Source organism: Pelomonas parva (assembly GCF_043555835.1).
Classification (GTDB): domain Bacteria; phylum Pseudomonadota; class Gammaproteobacteria; order Burkholderiales; family Burkholderiaceae_C; genus Pelomonas; species Pelomonas parva.
Genome location: NZ_JBIGHV010000004.1, coordinates 607,950 through 626,406 on the forward strand (window position 1 = coordinate 607,950; position 18,457 = coordinate 626,406).

At 70.1% G+C, this 18,457-nt stretch carries 18 protein-coding genes; 3 read left to right on the forward strand and 15 right to left on the reverse strand.

Features of this window, described 5'->3' with window-relative positions; genetic code table 11:
* Position 1 precedes the first annotated feature (1 nt).
* The 5 genes from ACG00Y_RS13560 to ACG00Y_RS13580 all read right to left on the reverse strand — a co-directional run bounded on the left by ACG00Y_RS13560 (position 2) and on the right by ACG00Y_RS13580 (position 2,796).
* On the reverse strand, positions 2 to 394 hold the full coding sequence (locus tag ACG00Y_RS13560; RefSeq protein ID WP_394479598.1) for a VOC family protein: 393 nt from the start codon (positions 392 to 394) through the stop codon (positions 2 to 4).
* A gap of 52 nt (positions 395 to 446) precedes the next feature.
* Complete coding sequence (locus tag ACG00Y_RS13565; RefSeq protein WP_394479600.1) at positions 447 to 719, reverse strand: hypothetical protein; 273 nt, start codon at positions 717 to 719, stop codon at positions 447 to 449.
* 84 nt (positions 720 to 803) lie between these two features.
* A complete protein-coding gene (locus ACG00Y_RS13570) occupies positions 804 to 1,064 on the reverse strand; it encodes a hypothetical protein (protein ID WP_394479601.1) in 261 nt (86 codons plus the stop codon).
* 12 nt (positions 1,065 to 1,076) lie between these two features.
* Positions 1,077 to 2,465 (reverse strand): C13 family peptidase, encoded by a 1,389-nt coding sequence (locus ACG00Y_RS13575; RefSeq protein ID WP_394479603.1) that lies wholly within the window; start codon positions 2,463 to 2,465, stop codon positions 1,077 to 1,079.
* 94 nt (positions 2,466 to 2,559) lie between these two features.
* Entirely contained in the window at positions 2,560 to 2,796 is a 237-nt protein-coding gene (locus ACG00Y_RS13580) for a DUF1653 domain-containing protein (protein WP_394479604.1), read from the reverse strand.
* A gap of 40 nt (positions 2,797 to 2,836) precedes the next feature.
* On the opposite strand from ACG00Y_RS13580, the gene ACG00Y_RS13585 reads away from it, so the two are divergent.
* Together ACG00Y_RS13585 and ACG00Y_RS13590 are read left to right on the forward strand one after the other, a co-directional pair.
* A complete protein-coding gene (locus tag ACG00Y_RS13585; RefSeq protein ID WP_394479606.1) occupies positions 2,837 to 3,871 on the forward strand; it encodes a S66 peptidase family protein in 1,035 nt (344 codons plus the stop codon).
* Between the two features lie 22 nt (positions 3,872 to 3,893).
* Positions 3,894 to 4,496, forward strand: coding sequence for a mechanosensitive ion channel domain-containing protein (locus ACG00Y_RS13590; RefSeq protein WP_394479608.1), 603 nt, complete (start codon positions 3,894 to 3,896; stop codon positions 4,494 to 4,496).
* On the opposite strand, the gene dacB is transcribed toward ACG00Y_RS13590, so the two are convergent.
* The 9 genes from dacB to ACG00Y_RS13635 all read right to left on the reverse strand — a co-directional run bounded on the left by dacB (position 4,493) and on the right by ACG00Y_RS13635 (position 16,019).
* A complete protein-coding gene (gene dacB / locus ACG00Y_RS13595; RefSeq protein ID WP_394479610.1) occupies positions 4,493 to 5,911 on the reverse strand; it encodes a D-alanyl-D-alanine carboxypeptidase/D-alanyl-D-alanine endopeptidase in 1,419 nt (472 codons plus the stop codon). The genes ACG00Y_RS13590 and dacB overlap by 4 nt on opposite strands.
* On the reverse strand, positions 5,911 to 6,810 hold the full coding sequence (locus ACG00Y_RS13600) for an ornithine cyclodeaminase family protein (RefSeq protein ID WP_394479612.1): 900 nt from the start codon (positions 6,808 to 6,810) through the stop codon (positions 5,911 to 5,913). The genes dacB and ACG00Y_RS13600 overlap by 1 nt, the downstream gene beginning before the upstream one ends.
* A gap of 55 nt (positions 6,811 to 6,865) precedes the next feature.
* A complete protein-coding gene (locus ACG00Y_RS13605) occupies positions 6,866 to 9,766 on the reverse strand; it encodes a TonB-dependent receptor domain-containing protein (RefSeq protein WP_394479614.1) in 2,901 nt (966 codons plus the stop codon).
* A 210-nt stretch (positions 9,767 to 9,976) separates the two neighbouring features.
* On the reverse strand, positions 9,977 to 11,062 hold the full coding sequence (locus ACG00Y_RS13610; protein ID WP_394479616.1) for a serine hydrolase: 1,086 nt from the start codon (positions 11,060 to 11,062) through the stop codon (positions 9,977 to 9,979).
* A complete protein-coding gene (locus ACG00Y_RS13615) occupies positions 11,059 to 12,357 on the reverse strand; it encodes a D-amino acid dehydrogenase (protein ID WP_394479618.1) in 1,299 nt (432 codons plus the stop codon). The genes ACG00Y_RS13610 and ACG00Y_RS13615 overlap by 4 nt, the downstream gene beginning before the upstream one ends.
* 53 nt (positions 12,358 to 12,410) lie before the next feature.
* On the reverse strand, positions 12,411 to 13,604 hold the full coding sequence (locus ACG00Y_RS13620; RefSeq protein ID WP_394479620.1) for an amino acid aminotransferase: 1,194 nt from the start codon (positions 13,602 to 13,604) through the stop codon (positions 12,411 to 12,413).
* A gap of 55 nt (positions 13,605 to 13,659) precedes the next feature.
* Positions 13,660 to 14,766 (reverse strand): DUF2332 domain-containing protein, encoded by a 1,107-nt coding sequence (locus tag ACG00Y_RS13625; RefSeq protein ID WP_394479622.1) that lies wholly within the window; start codon positions 14,764 to 14,766, stop codon positions 13,660 to 13,662.
* Positions 14,767 to 14,791: 25 nt separating this feature from the next.
* Positions 14,792 to 15,541, reverse strand: a complete 750-nt coding sequence (locus tag ACG00Y_RS13630) for a substrate-binding periplasmic protein (protein ID WP_394479624.1) — start codon at positions 15,539 to 15,541, stop codon at positions 14,792 to 14,794.
* Complete coding sequence (locus ACG00Y_RS13635) at positions 15,528 to 16,019, reverse strand: glutathione peroxidase (RefSeq protein ID WP_394479626.1); 492 nt, start codon at positions 16,017 to 16,019, stop codon at positions 15,528 to 15,530. Before ACG00Y_RS13635 ends, ACG00Y_RS13630 begins: the two co-directional genes overlap by 14 nt.
* A 153-nt stretch (positions 16,020 to 16,172) precedes the next feature.
* Between ACG00Y_RS13635 and ACG00Y_RS13640 the strand changes: the two genes are divergently transcribed.
* Positions 16,173 to 17,141: a hypothetical protein gene (locus ACG00Y_RS13640; protein ID WP_394479628.1), complete on the forward strand. Its 969-nt coding sequence runs from the start codon at positions 16,173 to 16,175 to the stop codon at positions 17,139 to 17,141.
* 11 nt (positions 17,142 to 17,152) lie between these two features.
* Here the strand turns inward: ACG00Y_RS13640 and lplT are convergent, their stop codons facing one another.
* Positions 17,153 to 18,445, reverse strand: coding sequence for a lysophospholipid transporter LplT (gene lplT / locus ACG00Y_RS13645; RefSeq protein ID WP_394479630.1), 1,293 nt, complete (start codon positions 18,443 to 18,445; stop codon positions 17,153 to 17,155).
* Positions 18,446 to 18,457 lie beyond the last annotated feature (12 nt).

Here is an 18,457-nt window from a genome sequence, read left to right on the forward strand (position 1 = left end):
CCTACCCGGGCTGGTGACAAGCCACGCACAGCTTGTTGCCATCCGGGTCGCGGAAGTAGGCGCCGTAGTAGTGGGCGTGGTACTCGGGCCGCAGGCCAGGCGGGCCTTCGCAGCTGCCGCCTTGGGCCAGGGCCAGCGCATGGACCTCGTCCACCTGGGCCCGCGAGCGCGCGAGAAATGCCACCATCTGGCCATTGCCCGGCTGGTGCGGCTGCTGGTTGAAGGGCTGGCCGATCAGGAACAGCGGCCGAGGGTCGGGCGACGACTGCCAGCCGGCCCACGGCCGCTCGTCGTTCTGGAAACGGAACTGGACGTCCAGCGCGTCGAGCACGGGCTTGTAGAACTTCAAGGCGCGCTCGAAGTCGGAGACGCCGACCATGATGTGTGAGAACACGGAATGCCTGCCTTCTCGGGATGGGGGACAAGCGTAGCCGGCGGACCGCGCCCTACACGGCGGCCCATTCCGACTGCGTGATGCCGAATGCCTGCTCTGCGCAGGCAAGCGCCTCTTGCACGGTCTCATGCCACGAATCTGCGGCATAGCGCCCATCCAAGGATTGGTAGACCAGCAGGAAGTTCTTGCGGCCATCGTCGGTGACCTCGAATCGAAACTCGATCTCGAGCGCGTTGTCGTCATCAGGATCGGCCGGGGACCAGCCGCTGTTCGGATGCTCGAGGATGCGCACGACCCGTCGCGCGACGGTTGCATAGGTTTTCATTGTTGAATCGCCTCACTTGTCTTTGTCGACAGCCGCCGCCGGATGAAGCCGGAGCGACCGTCGCGTGCATTTGATGGGCCGTGACTATGCCCAGGCGATCAGCCCCACGGCCAGCGCGACGTAGAAAGCCAGCCCAGTCAGCAACAGGCCTACCCGCGTGATGACGCGTCGGCCGTCACGCCTGAACGAGAGCGCGCCGGCCATGCCGTGGACGCGGCCTTCGCGGGCGCCGAGTTGCTCGCCACGCCAGCGCCCGAAACTGGCCAGCGAGACGACCGCACGGCCAGTGCCAATCAGCAGCAGCTCGACCACAAGCCATGCCGCAAAGATCAACAGTTCATCCATGCGACGCCTGCCTCAACGCTTGCCCAGCTCGGCTTCCAGCCGATCCAGCACGCGCCGCACGCCTGCCCCCTCGCTGATCTGCGGATTCGAGTACCCGTCGCTCTTGCCCGCCTCCTGCTCCCGCACCGCGATGACCTTGCGCGCCGCCGCGTGCGCCTCGGCGAAGGACCAGGTCTTGCGCAACTCCTCCTCGTACATCGCCCGGCCAAAGAAGGTCAGCTCGGACAGCTTGCCGCAGCCGTAGGAGGTGTGGTCGGCGTCGGCCGCCGTCATGACCAGCGTGCCGTCGTCGGCCAGCGGCGGTATCCAACTGCCGGAGTAGCAGGCAGACACCGACACCACGCGCCAGCGCACGCCGGCTTCGTCCAGCCAGCGCTTCAGCAGCTCGGGCGTCATTGGCCCGGTCTGCATGGGCGAGGTGTCCGCCGCCAGCTTGCCGTCGGCGCCGCCGTGCGACGTGAGGTGCAGGAAGAGCACATCGCGCTCGCGGTCCATGACCGTCGCGATGTGGGCGATGGCCTTGCGCAGGTGCAGCGGCGTGGCCCATGGCAGCGTCGTCACGGTGGCGGGGTTCACCACCAGTTCCACCAGCCGGCCGTCGGCGCCAAAGCGCTCGCGCATCGTCTTCGCGACAACGGCGCTCTCGCGCATGAAGACGTCCTCGGACGCATAGGGCGCGTAGGTCAGCGCGTAGACGTTGACGCGGCCGGGCGCGGGGGGCTGCAGGCCGGCGAGTGCCCGGGCCAGCAGTTGCGGCTGCGCGTCGACGACCTCGTCGGTCAACGGCAGGCCGGCCCAGGCGTCCGGGTCGGGCGCCGGCTCGGACCACCAGAACGTCGTCGGCGCGAGCCAGCTGGAAATGGCCAGCGCCAGCGGCATCACCAGCAGGACGGCGACGCGCGCCAGCCCGCCCGCCGCGAAGCGCCACAGCAACGCGATCTGCGCGAACCCAAGCCAGGCGATGCTGAGCAGCCAGGACGCCCAGTACACGCTCTCCGGCCACGCATCCACCGGGCCCAGCGCCGCGCTCAGCGCCAGCACGGCGGCGCCGTCGACCCAGGCCAGCAGCAGGCCGGCGCTCCAGGCCAGTGCCAGCAGCGTGGCCGCTGTGGGCGCGGGGGGCTCGGTGGTGCGGGCGGACCTGGCCACGATCCAGCAGAGCCAGGCCATCAGCGCAAAGTCCGTCCAGCCGTGCAGGAAGCTGCGCCACAGCAGCGTCGGGCTGCCCTCCGTCACCATGCGCTGCACGGCGACAGCGCTCAGCAGCAGCGCCGCGGCCAACACCGCCAGCGTCAGCGGCCGCGCCTCCAGGCCCTGCCAGCGCGGCGCGCGCAAGGTCAGCACCCGTGCGCCTTCGCGCAGCCAGGCCAGTCCGCCCGTCGTCGCGGTCGCTGTCGTCACCGTTGTCGCTTCGCTTGCGAACTCGGGCGGCACCTGCGGCAAGTCTGCCGGCAGTCCTGGCGCCTGTTCTTCCACATCCATTCTTCAGCCCTCCCTAGCCAGCGATGCGCTCGAAGCGCTTGCGCACGACGCCGTCCACCTCCAGCGTGCCCGTGAACATGTCGAACGGCCGCACCCACCAGCCGCTGTCGTTGTACAGCGGCCGGTAGACGACCAGCGCCTCCAGCGTCTCGCTGTGGCGGGCCACGCCCATCACTTCGTAGTCGAGGCCCTTGTAATGCCGGTAGCGGCCAGGGGCGATGGCGGGCAGGGGCGGCAGGTCGTTGCTCATGCGCGCATTGGACCTCAGCGACACTGGCGCGATGAACGCGATGCACGCTTCCCGCCGCCAACTCCTGCAGTTCAGCGCCGCCGCCACAGGCCTGCTGGCTGCAGCACCTCCCGCCCATGCTTCCGGCGCCGTGCTGGCGCCCCGGCTGCGGCCGGGCGACAAGCTGGGCCTGGTCAGCCCGGCCAATGCCACCTTCGAGCGCGAGCCTTTGAAGATCGCCATCGAGTCGCTGCAGGCGCTGGGCTTCAAGGTCAAGCCGGGCACCCACGTCGCCGCCCGGCGCGGGCCGTTTGCCGGCACCGACGCACAGCGCGCCGCCGACGTGAACGCGATGTTCGCGGACGACTCGGTCGCCGGCATCCTCGCGCTGACCGGCGGCTCGGGTTGCAACCGCATCGTCGACAAGCTCGACTACGACCTCATCCGCCGCAAGCCCAAGTTCTTCGGCGGCTTCAGCGACCTGACCAGCCTCGTCAACGCCATCCACCGCCAGACCGGCCTCGTCACCTTCCACAGCCCCGTGGCCGGCTCGGAGTGGAACGACTACTCGGTGCAGAGCTTCAGGTCGGTCGCGATGAATGCCGAGGCGGCCGTGCTGCGCAACCCGGTCGTCAAGCCGGCGGACGACCTCGTCGCCCGCGAGGAGCGCATCGCCACCATCCGCCCCGGCCGCGCGCAGGGCCGGCTGGTGGGCGGCAACCTGACCGTGCTCGCCTCGCTGGCCGGCACGCCCTACTTCCCGGACTGCCGGGGCGCCATCCTCTTTCTGGAAGATATCAACGAGTACATCTACCGCATCGACCGCTGCCTCTCCACGCTGCGCCTGACCGGCGCGTTAGGCCAGCTGACGGGCGTGGTGCTGGGCCGCTTCACGAAGTGCGAGCCTGGCGACGGCTATGGCAGCCTGACGCTGGACGAGGTGTTCGACGACTACTTCCTGCCGCTGGGCGTGCCGGTCTTCCGCGGCGCGGCCATCGGCCACATCCGGCGCAAGCTGACGGTGCCGGTGGGGGCTGTTGCCGAGATGGATGGGGACGCAGGGACGATCCGGCTGCTGGCCCCTGCCGTCGCATGAGCCCGCCTGACCGCCAAGACCCATGAGAAAAGTTCTGCAGTCCCTGCATGCGCGCTTGCCCGACTGGGTGACAGATTCGCTCGACACGGTGGTGCCGGTGCTGGAGGTGCTGATCATCAGCCTGGCCGCCTGGCTGGTGATGCGGCTGGCCCGCCAGCTGATGCGCCGCGCCAGCCGCACCTACGGCCTGCCCGTCAGCTTCGCCACGCTCTTTCTGCGCGTCGCGGGCGTGCTGGTCTATGGCGGCGCGCTGCTGTGGGCGCTGGAGCGGTTCGGCGTCTCCGGCGCCGTGCTGTGGTCGGCCTTCACGGGCTTCGCCACGGTCGCGGCGGTCGCCTTCTTCGCCGCGTGGAGCGTGCTGTCCAACCTTTTCTGCGCGCTGCTGATCTACATCACCCGCGCCTTCCGCGTCGGCGACCTGGTGGAGCTGCTGGAACCGGGCGGCACGCCTCTCGTCAAAGGACGCGTCGTGGACATCAACCTCGTCTACACGACGCTGCGCGAAAGCGGCGATGCGAGCAACGGCACCAGCCTGCAGTTGCCCAACAGCCTGTTCTTCCAGCGGACCCTGCGGCGCTGGCACGGCGAGGCGCCCGAGGCGACGGGAGAGGCCGACGGCGGCTAGCGCTGACCGGCCACCCACGCCGCCAGCGCATCCAGCACCGGCCGCCCCTTGGCGGCCGCCTCGGGGTGGTTCAGCAACGCAACGAAGACCCAGGGCTTGCCGCTGGCGTCGCGCACGAAGCCGGCCAGGCCGACCGCGTCGCGCAGCGTGCCGGTCTTCAGGCGCGCCTGGCCCGCTGCCGGGCCGTCCTTCAGGCGGCGCAACATCGTGCCGTCCAGGCCCGCGATGGGCAGCGTGGCCAGCAGCTCGGGAGCCTGCGGCCCGGCGTGCGCCACACGCAGCAAACCGGCCAACTGAGCGGGGCTGATGCGCTCGCTGCGCGACAGGCCGGAGCCGTTGTCAAGCACCAGGCCGCGGTCGTCCAGGCCATGCGCCGCGAACCAACTGCGCACGGCGCGGTCGGCCGCCGCCAGCGTGGGCTCTCCGGCCTGCGCCGCCTGCGCGCCGAGCTGCAGGTAGATCAGCCGCGTCAGCGCGTTGTCGCTGCTCTTCATGACGCCGCGCAGCACCTCGGCCAGCGGCCGGCCGCGGTGCGAGGCCAGCACCACGGCGCCGGGCAGCGCGGCGGCCTCCACATTGCCGGGGCCCATGGCGCCGCCCAGCTCGCGCCAGAACTGGCGCACGGCCGTGGTGACCAGCCACTGCCGGTCGACCAGCTGCAGCGGCGCGCGCTGGCGGCAGCCGGCGGGGAAGGCGCCGTTCAGCTTGAGCTGCCAGCCCTCGCCGTCGGGCTGCAGGTCGGCAGGCTTCCAGTCGTTGTCCCAGTCCTTGCACAGGCGTGACGACAGCGTCATCGCGCTCGCGTCGACCGCCAGCCCCGGCAGCGCCGGCAGGCTGCGCGCGGTGACGCCGGTGGGCGTGGCCTGCAGCTCGTAGTCCAGCAGGCTGCCGTTCAGGTGCAGCGCGTCGGGGATGACGTTGTAGCCGAACTCGGGCGCCTCGTCGAAGGGCGGCAGGCCCAGGTCGAAGCGCGTCGGGTTGAACAGCGTGCGGTCGACGACGAGGCCACCCCGGATCTCGCGCACGCCGCTTTCGCGCAACTGGCGCAGCAGCCACCACAGCGCGGGCCAGTCCAGGTCGGGGTCGGCGAGGCCGCGCAGCATCAGCGGGCCGTCAATGACCCCGTTGACAGGCGCCGACGCCGCCAGCAGTTCGGTGCGCCCCCGGTGGTTGATGCCCAGCTTGTCCAGCGCCACGACGGCCGTGACCAGCTTCATCGTCGAGCCCGGCGCCATCGCATCGCCGGCCCGCTGCTGCAGCGCCGCGCGCGAGCCGTCCAGCGGCTGCAGCACATAGCCCAGGCTGCTGGCCGGCAGGCCGGCCTTGGCCAGCGCGGCCTGCACGGGGTCGGGCACGGTCGGGGTCGTGGCGCAGCCGGCCAGCAGCAGCGCGGCAGCGAACAGCCAGGCACGCATCAGAGAACTCCCAGGCGGTGGGCGACGACGCGGGCCAGCGCCACGTCCTCCAGGCCGATGCCAACGCTTTTGTAGACGACGATGTCCTGCGGCCCGCGCGGGCGCGGCGTGACGAGCAACTCGCCCAGCTCGGCCCAGCGGTCCGGCGTGCTGTTGACGAGGTCGCCCGCCTCCAGCTCGGCGGCCGTGCGCCACTCGACGGCGATGAGGGCCGCGCGGCCCAGCAGCGTGTCGTCCAGCTCACGCGCCGCGCGCGTGCTGGAGCCCACGGCGGCGATGAAGGCACCGGGCTTGACGAGGCCACCATCGAACAGCGGCGCGGTGGATCGCGTGGCGGTGACGATGACGTCGGCCTCGGCGGCGGCCGTGGCTCCGTCGACGGCCTGCGCGCCCAGTTCGGCCGCGAACGCCTCGGCCCCCGAGCGCGCGCAGACGAGCACACGCTCGAAGCGGCGCACGCGGCTCAGCGCCTCGGCATGCGCCCGCGCCTGGATGCCGGCGCCAAAGATCGCCAGCGTGCGTGCGTCAGGCAGCGCCAGCAGGTCCGCCGCGACCGCGCTGGCCGCTGCCGTTCGCAGCCGCGTGAACTCGTTGGCCTCCAGCGTCGCCAGCGCCGCGCCGGTGTCGGCCGAGAACAGGCTGACGAGAAAGTTGTATTTGCCGTTGCGCGACGAGTAGACCTTGGTGCCGAGCACGGCGGGCAGGTCGCCGTCGGCTTCCAGGATCGCGCCCATGGCGCTGATGGCGAGCGCATTGCCCTGCTGAGTGGCAGTGGCGCGGTGGCGCGCCAGCACCTGGGCCTGGCCGCGCCCGTGCAAGGCGAAGGCCCGTTGCAGCGCCGTGCGCGCGGCGTCGGGATCGAGGACTTCGGCGACCTGCGCCTCGGTGATGGTCTGCATGGCGAATCAGCAAAAAAGGCCCCAAAAGGGGCCTGGTGAGAGGGCCGGGGTTGGACTATTCCATGGCCCAGCGGAACGAGACGCCCCAGGTGCGGCCCATCGGGCTGGCCACGCGCGGGTCCCAGCCGGTGCCGGCGGCGCTGTCGACGTTGTGCCAGGTGAACGGCGGCTGCGCGTCGGCCAGGTTGATGAGGCTGCCCGTGATCGTCAGGCCCTTGATGCCGGTGTAGCTGGTCACCAGGTTGAAGGTCTTGTAGGCCTCGATGTTGCGGACATAGGGCTCGATGTTCGTGTAGTTGGCGCCGCCGACGGCCGTCGGGCCGCGGTTCTGGTCTTCGTAGCCGTCGCGGTAGATGCCCGACAAAGTGACGTTCCACGGGCCGGTGCGGTAGCCCAGGCTGGCGTTGATGCGCCAGGGCACGTACAGCGAGGTGTTGTTCCACTTGCCAACGTACTCGATGAACGGCGCGTTCGCGCGCGTCTGCTCCTTGTTGCTGATCATCTTGGTGCCGGTCAGCGAAGCGGTGAAGCGGCCCTGCAAGGCGTCGAACACCTGCTTCACGCCGAAGTCGATGCCCTTGGTCCTGCTGCCCGCAGAGTTGACCCAGCCGGCCTGGATGTACTGGACGATGTTGGTGGACGGGTCACGAACGAAGCTGTCCTTGAAGATGTCGTAGTTGGCGATCATTTCCGCCGTGCTCAGCGCGCGGATGCGGTCCTCCAGCTTGACCTGCCAGTAGTCCGCGTAGGCCTGGAAGTTCGCGGTCGGCGCGAAGACGATGCCGACGGAGGACTGCCGCGACTTCTCGGGCATCAGGTTGGGGTTGCCGCCTGCAGCGAAGGGCAGGCTCAGACGCGCGCACTGCGTTGCATCGGTCGGGTTGTTGACATCGGCGCACAGCACCGGGTCCCTGAACTGCCCGGTGAGCTGCGAGACGACGACACCCTGGTTGATCTGCTGCGAGGTCGGCGCGCGAAAGCCCGTGCTGGCCGAGCCGCGGAACAGCAGCGTGTCGATGGGCTGGTACTTGATGCCGACCTTGGGGTTGGTGGTACCGCCGATGACCTGGTACTTGTCGTGGCGCACCTGCAGCGTCAGCTCCAGGCCCTTCAGCGGGCGCGTGATGAGCTCGCCGAACACGGCGCTGATCTTGCGCGACAGCGTCGGCGACGAGGAGTTGCCCGGGCAGCCGAAGGTCAGCGCGTCATTGTTGTTGTTCTGCAGTGTCAGGGCGGTGATGCTGTCGATGCAGATGAAGTTGCGCGAACCGGAGAACTCGTAGCTCTCCTCGCGGGCGCTGGCGCCCAGCGCGAACTCCAGCGGCCCGGCCAGGAAGTTGCCGATGGGGCCGGAGATCGTGGCATCGACCTGCTTGACGCTGGTCTTGCCGTCGTAGATCTTGCCGCGCATCTGCATGTCTTCGAAGGCCTGGACCACGGCGTCGGACTGGCTCTCGCCCGGCATGATGAAGGGGTTGTACTCGCCCGAGGCCAGCAGGTCGACCAGCTTCCTGGTGTTGGCGAAGCCATTGACCAGCGTGGCCTTGCTCTTGGACTCGCCGTAGCCGGCGCCCAGCGAGTAGTCCAGGCCCCAGACGGTGCCCTCCATCGTGGTCTGCACACGCAGGTTATCGGTCTCGTTCTCGCGGATGCGAAAGCCCAGGTCGTTCAGGAAGTTGACACGGTAGGCGATGGGCAGCGCGGGATCGAACTGCGTGGCCCCCACCAGCGCGCGCATGTCCAGGTAATGCTGGCTGCTCACAGGCAGATGCGTGTTGGACCTGGTGGTCACGCCGTTGAGCGTGGCGGTGGTGTTGCCGGTGCTGACCTGCAACGGCGAGTACTCGCCGCGGTTGGTGACCGAGGAGGTCATGATCTCGACAGCCGCCTGGTGGTCGGCGTTGATCCTGAACGTGCCCTTGAGCATGCCGTTGATGGAGTCCTGCGGCGCCTTCAGCATGTAGTTGCGGCCGTAGTCGCGCGCGCAGCGGTAGCGGGAGCTGGCCTGTGTGTGGCCGAACAGGTTCCAGACCTGGATGTTGGGTGCCAGCGGGATCTGGTTGGGGATGGCCTCGCACTGGCCCTGGATGGCCAGCAGGTTGAGGAAGGTGTAGCGGGTCGGGTCGCCCGTGCCCACGACCGTGCCCGCCGTGGTCAACGCCGTGTTCGTCGCGCCAATGATGTTGGCGTGCACGGAGCTGGACGTGTCCGGCGTCAGGAAGCGATCCGGCTGGTAGCCGGTGGCCCAGGGGCGGTCGGTGCCGCGCAGGATGCGGTTGTTGTCGACCGTCACGGTGGCCATCAGGTTGAAGCCGTCGCGGTCCAGGTCGCCAAAACCGAGGGCGGCGGACAGGCGCGCCGTCTGGCCGCCGCCCGAGGCCTCGGGCGTGATGTAGTTGCCGCTCAGCGCCAGGCCCTGGTAGCTGGTCTTGGTGATGAAGTTCATGACGCCGCCGATGGCGTCGGTGCCGTAGATGGCGGAGGCGCCGTCCTTGAGCACCTCGATGCGCTCGATGGCGTCCATCGGGATGGCGTTCAGGTCCACCGAGCCGCCGCTCATGCCGTGCGTGGCCACGCGGCGGCCGTTCAGCAGCACCAGCGTGCCGCTGGGGCCCAGGCCGCGCAGGTTGGCGAAGTTGGCGCCGCCAAAGGTCTTCTCGCCGTCGCCGCCGAACACGGCGTTGTTGGTGACCTGGTTGATGCTGGCGCCGTTGGCGGTCAGGTTGTCGACGACCTGGTCCACGCTGGTCCAGCCCTGCTGGCGCATGTCCAAGGCCGTGATGACCTCGATGGGCATGGACTTCTCATCCACCAGCCGCTTGATGCTGGAGCCGGTGATGGTGATGCGCTCCATCTTCTTCTGCGCAGCGGGTTGGTCAGCTGCCGGGGTCTGCGCCACGACGGCGCCGCTCAGGCACAGGAGGGCTGCCGCACATGCAATCCGGGTGGGTTTCATCAAGGTTTCCTGAGTTTGAGATGCACTGCCGTCATGATTGCCGCAGCCGGGCCACCGGGACCAGAGGGTGGCGCCTTGATCGTGGTTTTCATGGGATCACGCTTTGCGCGCGAGGCATAACCTGCGCGAATGGGCGAGGCCTTGCAGCCCCGTCGCTGGGCGCGCGCGCAGCATGCTTGTGCGCGAGTGGCCAGGGCGGTGCCGCTGCCGTCAGGCGCGCAGCTTCAGCCACGCATGCACCGCCGCACCCAGCGCCGGCAGCTGCCAGGTCGTCGCCGCGTCGGCGTGCGGCGCGTAGCGCGAGCCGAGGCTGGTGGTCACCGCGATCAGGTAGTGCAGGTCGCCGTCGTGGACGATGCCGGCGTCGCTGGCGTAGTTCTGCGTATTGCCGGTCTTGTGGGCAAAGCGGGCCGGGATGCCCGCCACCCAGCCGGGCAGGGCCCGGTGGCTGCCGCTGGAAAGGATCACGTTGAACTGCTGCTCATCCAGCGCGCGGCGGAGGACGGCGCGGCTGGCCGGGCTGACGAGTTCAGGCATGGCGGGCGCGTCGGCGTCCAGCCGCCACATCAGCCGCAGAGCGTCCCAGGCAGTCATCTGGATCTGGCCCACGCCCGCGCCCGCCGCATTGCCCCAGCCGCCGTCGGGCTGGGTGTTGGCGATCATCAGCCCGCGCAGGCCATGGGCGGCAAACAGCTCGTGCAGCTCGTTGTGCACCTCGCGCCCACGCTCGCGGCGGATGGCGCCACGCGCATGCAGATGGGCCACCAGCGCCGAGGTCGCCTCGTTGCTGCTGACGATGATCATGTCGTGTAGCCAGTCGGCCAGGGGTCGGGTCTTGCCTGCATGCGCGAGCGGCAAGGCCCAGTCACTGCGGCCCTGGTCGACCAGCCGCGCGGCGCCCACGGCGACCATCATCTTCAGCAGCGACGCCGGGTAAGGCGAGACGACACGCGGGCCGCTGCCGAACCAGGCGGGGAACGCGATGCGGGACCAGTCGGCGCCGGGCAGCCAGGCATGGGAGTCGCCCGCCGCATCGCGCACGTCGGCATGGAAGGCGATGTTGCCGACGGCGCCCGTGACCTCATCGAAGCGCGCGACGAGGCCGCCGGGGTGCTCGCGCGAGAACAGCACGTTGGCGGCCACCGGCGCGGCGCCGGGCGGGAAGACGGCCACCGCGAGGTCGATGCTCGGATGCCAGCCCAGCGGCGCGCCCTGCTGCAGCGAATCGGCCGTCGCCTCGAAGCGCTGCGCCAGCACGGCGGCGCGCAGCGCCTCGGCGAGGTCGTCAGCGGTCACAACGTCAAGCCATCCAAAGGCAAGGGGCTGGCGCGGCCGCTGACCAGTTCGGCCACGATGTCGGCCGTGGCGAACGAGAACGTGAAGCCCAGCGCGCCATGGCCCAGGTTGAGCCACAGGCCCGGCACGCCGCAGGCGCCGAGGATGGGCGCGCCGCTGGGCGTGGCGGGGCGCAGGCCGGCCCACGGGATGGCGCCGTCGTAATCCGCCGCGTTCGGGAAGGTGGCGCGCACCGAGCGCTGCAGAGAGGCAAGGCGCCCAGCGTCCAGGCTGAGGTCGTCGCCGACCAGGTCCACCATCGCCGCCACGCGCAGCTCGCTGCCGATGCGGGCGTAGAGGATCTTCTTTTCGAAGTCGGTCACGCTGACCTCCGGCGCGCGGTGGCCGGGGCCGATCGGCGCGGTCAGGCTGTAGCCCTTCAGCGGGTAGAGCGGCAGCGTGAGGCCCACCGTCGCGGCCAGCGCACGGCTCTGCAGCCCGGCCGCCAGCACGACGGCGTCGGCCGCAACATTCCCCTGCGCCGTGCGCACGCCCAGCACGCTGCCGCGCCCGTCCAGCATGAAGCCGCCGACCTGCGCGCCCAGCCGGCCGCGAAAGCGCGGGTGGGCGGCGAGCCGCTCGTGCAGCGCGCGGCAGAAGGCATGGCAGTCCGCCACCGCCTCGCCGGGCGTGAAGATGCCGCCGGCCAGCGTGGCCTGCGTGTCTGCCAGCGCCGGCTCCAGCGCCACGCAGGCTTCATGGGACAGCGCCTGCTCCGCACCGCTGCCGTTCACGCGCGCGGCCACGCGGGCGAACTCGGCCGGCTGGCGGTAAACCACCAGCTTGCCCGGTGCGCGCAAGGCGATGGCGTCGCCCAACTCGGCCTCGTCACGCAGCCGCGCGAAAGCGGCCTGGCTGAAGGCGCCCAGCGCGAGCAGCCGCTGGGTGGCGAGGCGGTTCACCGGCCCGCGGCAGTTGCGCAGAAAGGCCAGCAGCCACGACCACTGCGCCCGGCTCGCCTCGGGCTTGAAGCGCAGCGGGCCGTCGGGGTCGAGCAGCCAGCGCAGCGCCTTCAGCGGCACGCCGGCATCGGCCAGCGGCGACACATAGCGGTAGCTGAGCTGGCCCCCGTTGGCGCGGCTGGCGCCCTGGGCCACCTCGGCCTCGCGTTCCACCAGCGTCACATCATGGCCACGCTGCAACAGCGCCCAGGCCGTGGTCAGGCCCACGACGCCGCCGCCGATCACCACGCAATGCTTCATCCTGCTCCCTGACTTCAAGCCGGCAGCGTAAGGATGCCCGGGAGCCCCTGCCAATGAAAGCAGGGGTTGCGACCATCACCCCGCGTTATGGCGCGGGGTGTGGAAGGTCATGCAAGCACGGCGGCCATGGCCTCGGCGGTGGCCTCGACGTTGCGCGTGTTCAACCCCGCCACGCACATGCGGCCCGAGCGCAGGATGTAGACGCCGAACTCGGCCTTCAGCCGCTCGGCCTGGTCCGCAGTCAGCCCCGTGTAGCTGAACATGCCGCGCTGGGTCAGGAAGTAGCCGAAGTCCCGGCCCGGCAGCTTGGCTGATAGCACCGCATGCAGTTGCCGGCGCATGGCCTGGATGCGCCCGCGCATCTCGGCCACCTCGGCCTCCCACATCTCACGCAGCACCGGCGTGGTCAGCACCTTGGCCACGATCTGGCCGCCGTGCATCGGCGGGCTGGAGTAGTTGCGGCGGATCGTGAACTTCATCTGCCCCAGCACGCGGTTCGCCTCCTCGGCATCGGCGCAGACGATGCTGAGCGCGCCACCGCGCTCGCCGTACAGGCTCATGCTCTTGGAGAAGCTGTTGGCGATGAGGAAGCTCAGGCCCTCGTCGGCCAGCAGGCGCGGCGCGAAGGCGTCTTCGGCGATGCCGTCGCCATAGCCCTGGTAGGCCAGGTCCAGGAAGGGCAGCAGCTCGCGCTCGCGCAGCACGGGCACGAGGGCCCGCCACTGGTCCTGCGTCAGGTCGACGCCGGTGGGGTTGTGGCAGCAGGCGTGCAGCACGACGACGCTGCGCGCGGGCAGCGCCCGGAACGTGGCCAGCAGCTCGTCGAAGCGCAGGCCGCCGGTGGCGGCGTCGTAGTAGGGGTAGGTCTCGCAGACGTGGCCCGAGCCCTCGAAGACGGCGCGGTGGTTGTCCCAGGTCGGGTCGGACAAATAGACCTTGCTGTCGGGGAAGTAGCGCTTCAGCAGATCGGCGCCCACCTTCAGGCCGCCGCTGGAGCCCACGCCCTGGATGGTGGCGATGCGGCCGGCCGTGATGGCCGGGTGATCGGCACCGAACAGCAGACCCTGCACGGCGGCACGGAAGTTGGCCGCGCCCTCCATCGGCAGATAGGGCCGGGCGCCAGCGTTCTCGACGACGGCCAGCTCGGCGGCGCGCACGGAGGGCAGCATGGGAATGCGGCCGTCGTTGTCGAAATAGATGCCGATGGACAGGTTGATCTTGGCCGGACGCGGGTCCTTCTGGAATTCCTCATTGAGGCTGAGGATGGGATCGCCGGCATAGGCGTCGACGTGCTGGAACATGGGGCGGACTCCTTTGGGAGGCGGGATTATCCGAGCGGCTACGGCAGGGCCGGCTTCATAGCCGGTACACCCAGCGCCCGTGCGGGTGGCTCCAGGCCAGGTGCCGCTCGACGACGCGTCCGTGCGCCACATGGCGCAGCGTCCACAGCGTGGCCGATGCGGCGGATTCCTGCGTCGGCAGCTCGGGCGCCGGTGGTGGCGCGACGTCCCGGGCGCTCAACGCCGGCAGCTCGCCGCAGATCCACGCCAGCCCGTGGCTCAGCGCCAGCCGGTCGGCGGTCGCGCGCAGCCGCGCGAGGTCGGCCTCGCTGAAGTAGTACAGCACCCAGCTCGTCAGCACCACCGGCTGCACACCGGACGGCAGGCTGGCCAGCCAGGGTTCGATGGCGGCGATGCAGTCGTCGGCCTGCGTCAACGTGACCGGCAGGTCGCGCAGCTGCGCGGCCGCGCGGGCCAGGCGTTCACCGCGCCGTGCATCGTGCGGCCACAGGCAGGCCTGCAGCCAGCGCAGGCGGGCCGGGTCGTTGACATCCACCGGCGCCGGGTCCAGCCCATGGCGCGAGGCGAGGCGCCATTCAGCCTCCTGCGGCAATGGCGCCGCGCCCAGCCACAGCGACTCGATTTCGGCGGCACGGCCGTCGCGGGCGGCGCCGCGCTCGTGCCAGGCACCGTCATCGGTCCGGTAGCGCAGGTGGCAGCGGTCCAGGCCCAGGTTGAGGCCGGCGCTGCATCCGAAGTCCAGCAGCGCGAGATCACGCACGCCGGTCGCACGCTCCACCGCACCCAGGGCCGGCCAGATGGCCGCGCAACGGGCGACCTCGTTGGTCTGCGTCGCGCCATGGCGCAGGTGTTCGACAAGGGCCGGCCACTCGCGCGCCAGGCCGACGCGCAACGCCGCCGCCAGGCCCTCGTCCACCGCGCGCTCGCCACCGGCACTGGGGTAGTAGGCCGCCAGCTCCGGCGTCGCGCCGGCCAGCACGCGCTCATGCAAGGCCGCGAGCAGCAGGTTGGCCTTGCGCTGTTCGCGCGGCGCCTCGGCCAGCAGGGCCAGTGCACGCTCGTCCTCGGCGGCAACGGTACACAGCGCGGCGTAGAGCGGCTCCTGGGTGCACTGCTCGCGCCCGAAGCGGCGCAGCAGTTCGGCAAGCTCGTCGTGGGGCATGCGGCCAGCATAGGGCCGCGCCGGCTCAGCGGTAGCGTTGCAGGATGCGCTGCCAACTGCCGTCCTCGCGCATGGCCTGGAAGGCCTTCTCCAGCTCGGCCTGGCGTGCCAGCCAGGGCGAGCGGCGCGCGATCACCAGATACGGCACCTCTCCCGGCAGCCGCCAGGGCTGCTTGACCAGGCCGAGCCCGGACTTGCGCAGCAGGATGTCGCCCTGGCGCTCGGGCAGCACGGCAGCGTCCACGCGGCCGCGCACCACCATCTCCAGCGCCGCGCGGTAATCGCCCACCTCGTGGCGCTGCAGGCGCATGTCGGTGTCGAAGCCGCCGCCGTAGCGCTTGCCGCGCTGCACCGCGATGCGCCGGCCCTGCAGGTCGGCCAGGCTGCGCAGCGGCACCGCGCCGGGCAGCGTGTAGAAGACCTTGTCCTCCACCGGCAGGCCGATCTGGCCATAGCTCAGGAAGCGTTCGCGCTCTGGCGTGCGCAGCGGGCCCATCATCAGGTCGGCCTCGCCTGTTTCCATCATGCGCAGCGCCCGCGCCGAGGGCACTTCGATGAACACCAGCGTCCAGCCCATGCGCTGCGCGGCCTCCTTGAGGAGGTCGTAGTACAGGCCGCTGGCGCCGACCGGGCCATGGCTGCGGTAGGGCGGGTCGGCGCTGCCCACCACCCGCAGCGGCCCGGCCTGGGCCGCCAGCGGCAGGTGCGGCGACCACAGCAGCGCGCCAAGTGCCGACAGCAGGCGCCGGCGGCGGCTCCCCTCAGCCAGCGGCAAGGGCCGCTTCGATGTCCCCACGCAGCTTCTCCGGCGGGTCATTGGGCGCAAAGCGCTTGATGACCTGGCCGTCGCGACCGACCAGGAACTTGGTGAAGTTCCACTTGACCGCCTCGGTGCCGAGGAAGCCGGGCTTCTCGCTCTTCAGGAACTTCCACAGCGGATGGGCCTCGCTGCCATTGACCTTGGTCTTGGCCATCATCGGGAAGCTGACGCCGTAGTTCAGCTCGCAGAAGCTGGCGATCTGGTCGTTGCCGCCGGGGTCCTGGCCGCCGAATTCGTTGCTCGGAAAACCGAGGATGACCAAGCCGCGCGGGCCGTAGTCCTGCCACAGCTGCTCCAGCCCCTTGAACTGGGGCGTGAAGCCACATTCGCTGGCGGTGTTGACGATGAGCAGCACCTTGCCGCGCTGCGAGGCCAGATCCGCCGGCTCGCCGCGGATGGAGATGGCCTGGAAGTCGAAGACGCTTTCGCTCATGCGATCTCTCCCTAAAGTCGAAGCGCATGCTAACGCGCGCCCGCTTGAGGGTTTGTAGCATGGCGCCCGGCGCGCGGCTGGCCGTCCAATCGCGCGGACTTCGCGGCTGCCCGCAGGGGGCAGCGCCGGCCCCAAACTTCCCCCGACTCCCCCATGCCCATGGATCATCTGGCTTGTTTCACCCCGGCCGATCTGACCGGCCGCACACCGCCCGACCTGGGCGCCTTCCGCTGGAGGCTGCTGGCGCAGGGCGACTCGTGGTTCTCGAACTCGCGCGACAAGCTCAACGCCCATGCCAACCTGCTGCAGGAGCTGGTGTTCCGCAGCCCCGTCGCGGCGATCAACTGCGCCGGCACCGGCAATGCCCTCTCGCACATGGTGGACCTGGAGTCCAGCCCCGAGTTCGTCCGGCTGCTCAGCGGCCCGGGCGCACCGCTGTGGGACGGCGTGCTGCTGTCCGTCGGCGGCAACGACCTCATCGCTGCGGCCCGAACCCCGGCCCACCACGGCAGCGGCGAACCCATCCCGCTGCAGCTGCGCCTGCTGCGCCACCAGACCGAGTGGGGCCCGCCGTCGGCCGGCGTGGCGCGCTATTTCTCGGAGCCCGGCTGGGTGACGTACAGCGACTACCTGCGCGCCAACGTCAAGCACCTGCTGTCGCTGCGCGACCAGGGCCCGTCCGCCGGCAAGCCGGTCTTCATGCATTGCTATGCGGTGCCCATGCCGCGCCCGGCAGGCGCCGAGAACGGCACCGACCTCGGCGCCGGCCCCTGGCTCTACCCGGCGCTGAAGGCCTACGGCGTGCCGGCGGCCGACTGGGCCGCCGTTAGCCGGCTGATGGTGTTCCACCTGGCGCTGCTGCTGAAAGGCATGGCGGCGGACAAGGAGAACTTCCCCAGCCTGTTCGTGTTCGACTCGACGGCGGTGCCGCTGGCGCTGGCCACGCCGGGCTCCACCGGCATCAGCGGCGACTGGCACAACGAGATCCACCTCAACCACAGCGGCTGCTTCAAGATCGCCCGCGCCTGGAGCGAGGCCATCGAGCTGGTGCTGGAAGGCAAGCACCTGATCCAGCCCACCACCGGCCGCAAGGGTCGGGGCAGCAGCTCCAGCAACAGCTGATCAGCGGCTGATCAACGGTCCACGGGCTTCAGGTCGTCGGAGCGGGCGATGTCGAGCAGGTGCTCGACCTCGTCCTTGTGCTCGACCAGGTTGCGCTGGTGCCAACGCTTGATCCACCACATCGTGCCGGCCACGACCACGCCGAAGATGGTGATGGCGCCGAACGCCGACAGGCCGAAGCGTGTCATGGCCGTGTAGAACGCGCCCAGGCCCAGGATGCAGGCCTGCTCATTGAAGTTCTGCACCGCGATGCTGCGCCCGGCGCCCATCAGGTTGTGGCCGCGGTGCTGCAGCAGCGCGTTCATGGGCACGACGAGATAGCCGCCGATGCCGCCCAGCAGGATCAGGAAGGGCGCGGCCACCCAGACGTTGCTGATGACGTTCATGAAGATGACCAGCAGGCCCATGGCGATGCCCAGCGGGATGACCGAGGTGGCGCGGTCCAGCCGGCAGTACATGGACGCGACGACGGCGCCCACCGCCGTGCCCACCGCGACGACGCCCACCAGCGAGGAGGCCTGCTGCGTGCCGTAGCCCAGCGCCGCAGCGGCCCAGGCCAGCACGATGTAGCGCAGGTTGCCGCTGACACCCCAGAACAGCGTCGTCGTGGCCAGCGAGATCTGGCCCAGCTTGTCCTGCCAGAGGCGGCTGTTGCAGGCCGAGAAGTCGCGCACCAGGTCCACCGGGCTGTGCGCCAGCGGCTGCAGCGGCGCCTCGGTGCGCGGGATGCGCAGGTTGAACAGCGCCGCGACAACGTAGAGGATGACCAGGCTGGCAATGGCTGCCTCGGGGCCGGTGTCGATGCCGGTGTCGATGAACGGCAGGTCGAAGCCCAGCAGCATGGGCGCGATGCGGTCGCCGATGAGCTGGCCGCCCAGCAGCACGCCCAGGATGATGGAGGCGATGGTCAGGCCCTCGATCCAGCCGTTGGCCTTGACCAGCTGCGACGGTGGCAGCAGCTCGGTCAGGATGCCGTACTTGGCCGGCGAGTAGGCTGCCGCGCCCAAGCCGACGATGGCGTAGGCCATCAAGGGATGGGTGCCGAACAGCATCATCAGGCAGCCCACCACCTTGATGCTGTTCGAGAAGAACATCACCTTGCCCTTGGGCACCGCGTCGGCGAACGCACCGACGAAGGGTGCCAGCACGACGTAGAACAGGGCGAACATGGGCACCAGCGCGGCGCGCTGCCATTCGGCGGAGCCGGAGGTGCGCAGCAATTCGACCGCGGCGACGAATAGCGCGTTATCAGCCAGCGAGCTGAAGAACTGCGCCGACATGATGGTGTAGAAGCCGCGTTTCATCGACCGGAGTGC

Coding starts and splice junctions, on each gene's coding strand:
- ACG00Y_RS13565 (WP_394479600.1), bottom strand. CDS start 719: ATGAAAACCTATGCAACCGTCGCGCGACGGGTCGTGCGCATCCTCGAG.
- ACG00Y_RS13570 (WP_394479601.1), bottom strand. CDS start 1,064: ATGGATGAACTGTTGATCTTTGCGGCATGGCTTGTGGTCGAGCTGCTG.
- ACG00Y_RS13580 (WP_394479604.1), bottom strand. CDS start 2,796: ATGAGCAACGACCTGCCGCCCCTGCCCGCCATCGCCCCTGGCCGCTAC.
- ACG00Y_RS13585 (WP_394479606.1), top strand. CDS start 2,837: ATGCACGCTTCCCGCCGCCAACTCCTGCAGTTCAGCGCCGCCGCCACA.
- ACG00Y_RS13590 (WP_394479608.1), top strand. CDS start 3,894: ATGAGAAAAGTTCTGCAGTCCCTGCATGCGCGCTTGCCCGACTGGGTG.
- dacB (WP_394479610.1), bottom strand. CDS start 5,911: ATGCGTGCCTGGCTGTTCGCTGCCGCGCTGCTGCTGGCCGGCTGCGCC.
- ACG00Y_RS13600 (WP_394479612.1), bottom strand. CDS start 6,810: ATGCAGACCATCACCGAGGCGCAGGTCGCCGAAGTCCTCGATCCCGAC.
- ACG00Y_RS13605 (WP_394479614.1), bottom strand. CDS start 9,766: ATGAAACCCACCCGGATTGCATGTGCGGCAGCCCTCCTGTGCCTGAGC.
- ACG00Y_RS13620 (WP_394479620.1), bottom strand. CDS start 13,604: ATGTTCCAGCACGTCGACGCCTATGCCGGCGATCCCATCCTCAGCCTC.
- ACG00Y_RS13625 (WP_394479622.1), bottom strand. CDS start 14,766: ATGCCCCACGACGAGCTTGCCGAACTGCTGCGCCGCTTCGGGCGCGAG.
- ACG00Y_RS13635 (WP_394479626.1), bottom strand. CDS start 16,019: ATGAGCGAAAGCGTCTTCGACTTCCAGGCCATCTCCATCCGCGGCGAG.
- ACG00Y_RS13640 (WP_394479628.1), top strand. CDS start 16,173: ATGCCCATGGATCATCTGGCTTGTTTCACCCCGGCCGATCTGACCGGC.
- lplT (WP_394479630.1), bottom strand. CDS start 18,445: ATGAAACGCGGCTTCTACACCATCATGTCGGCGCAGTTCTTCAGCTCG.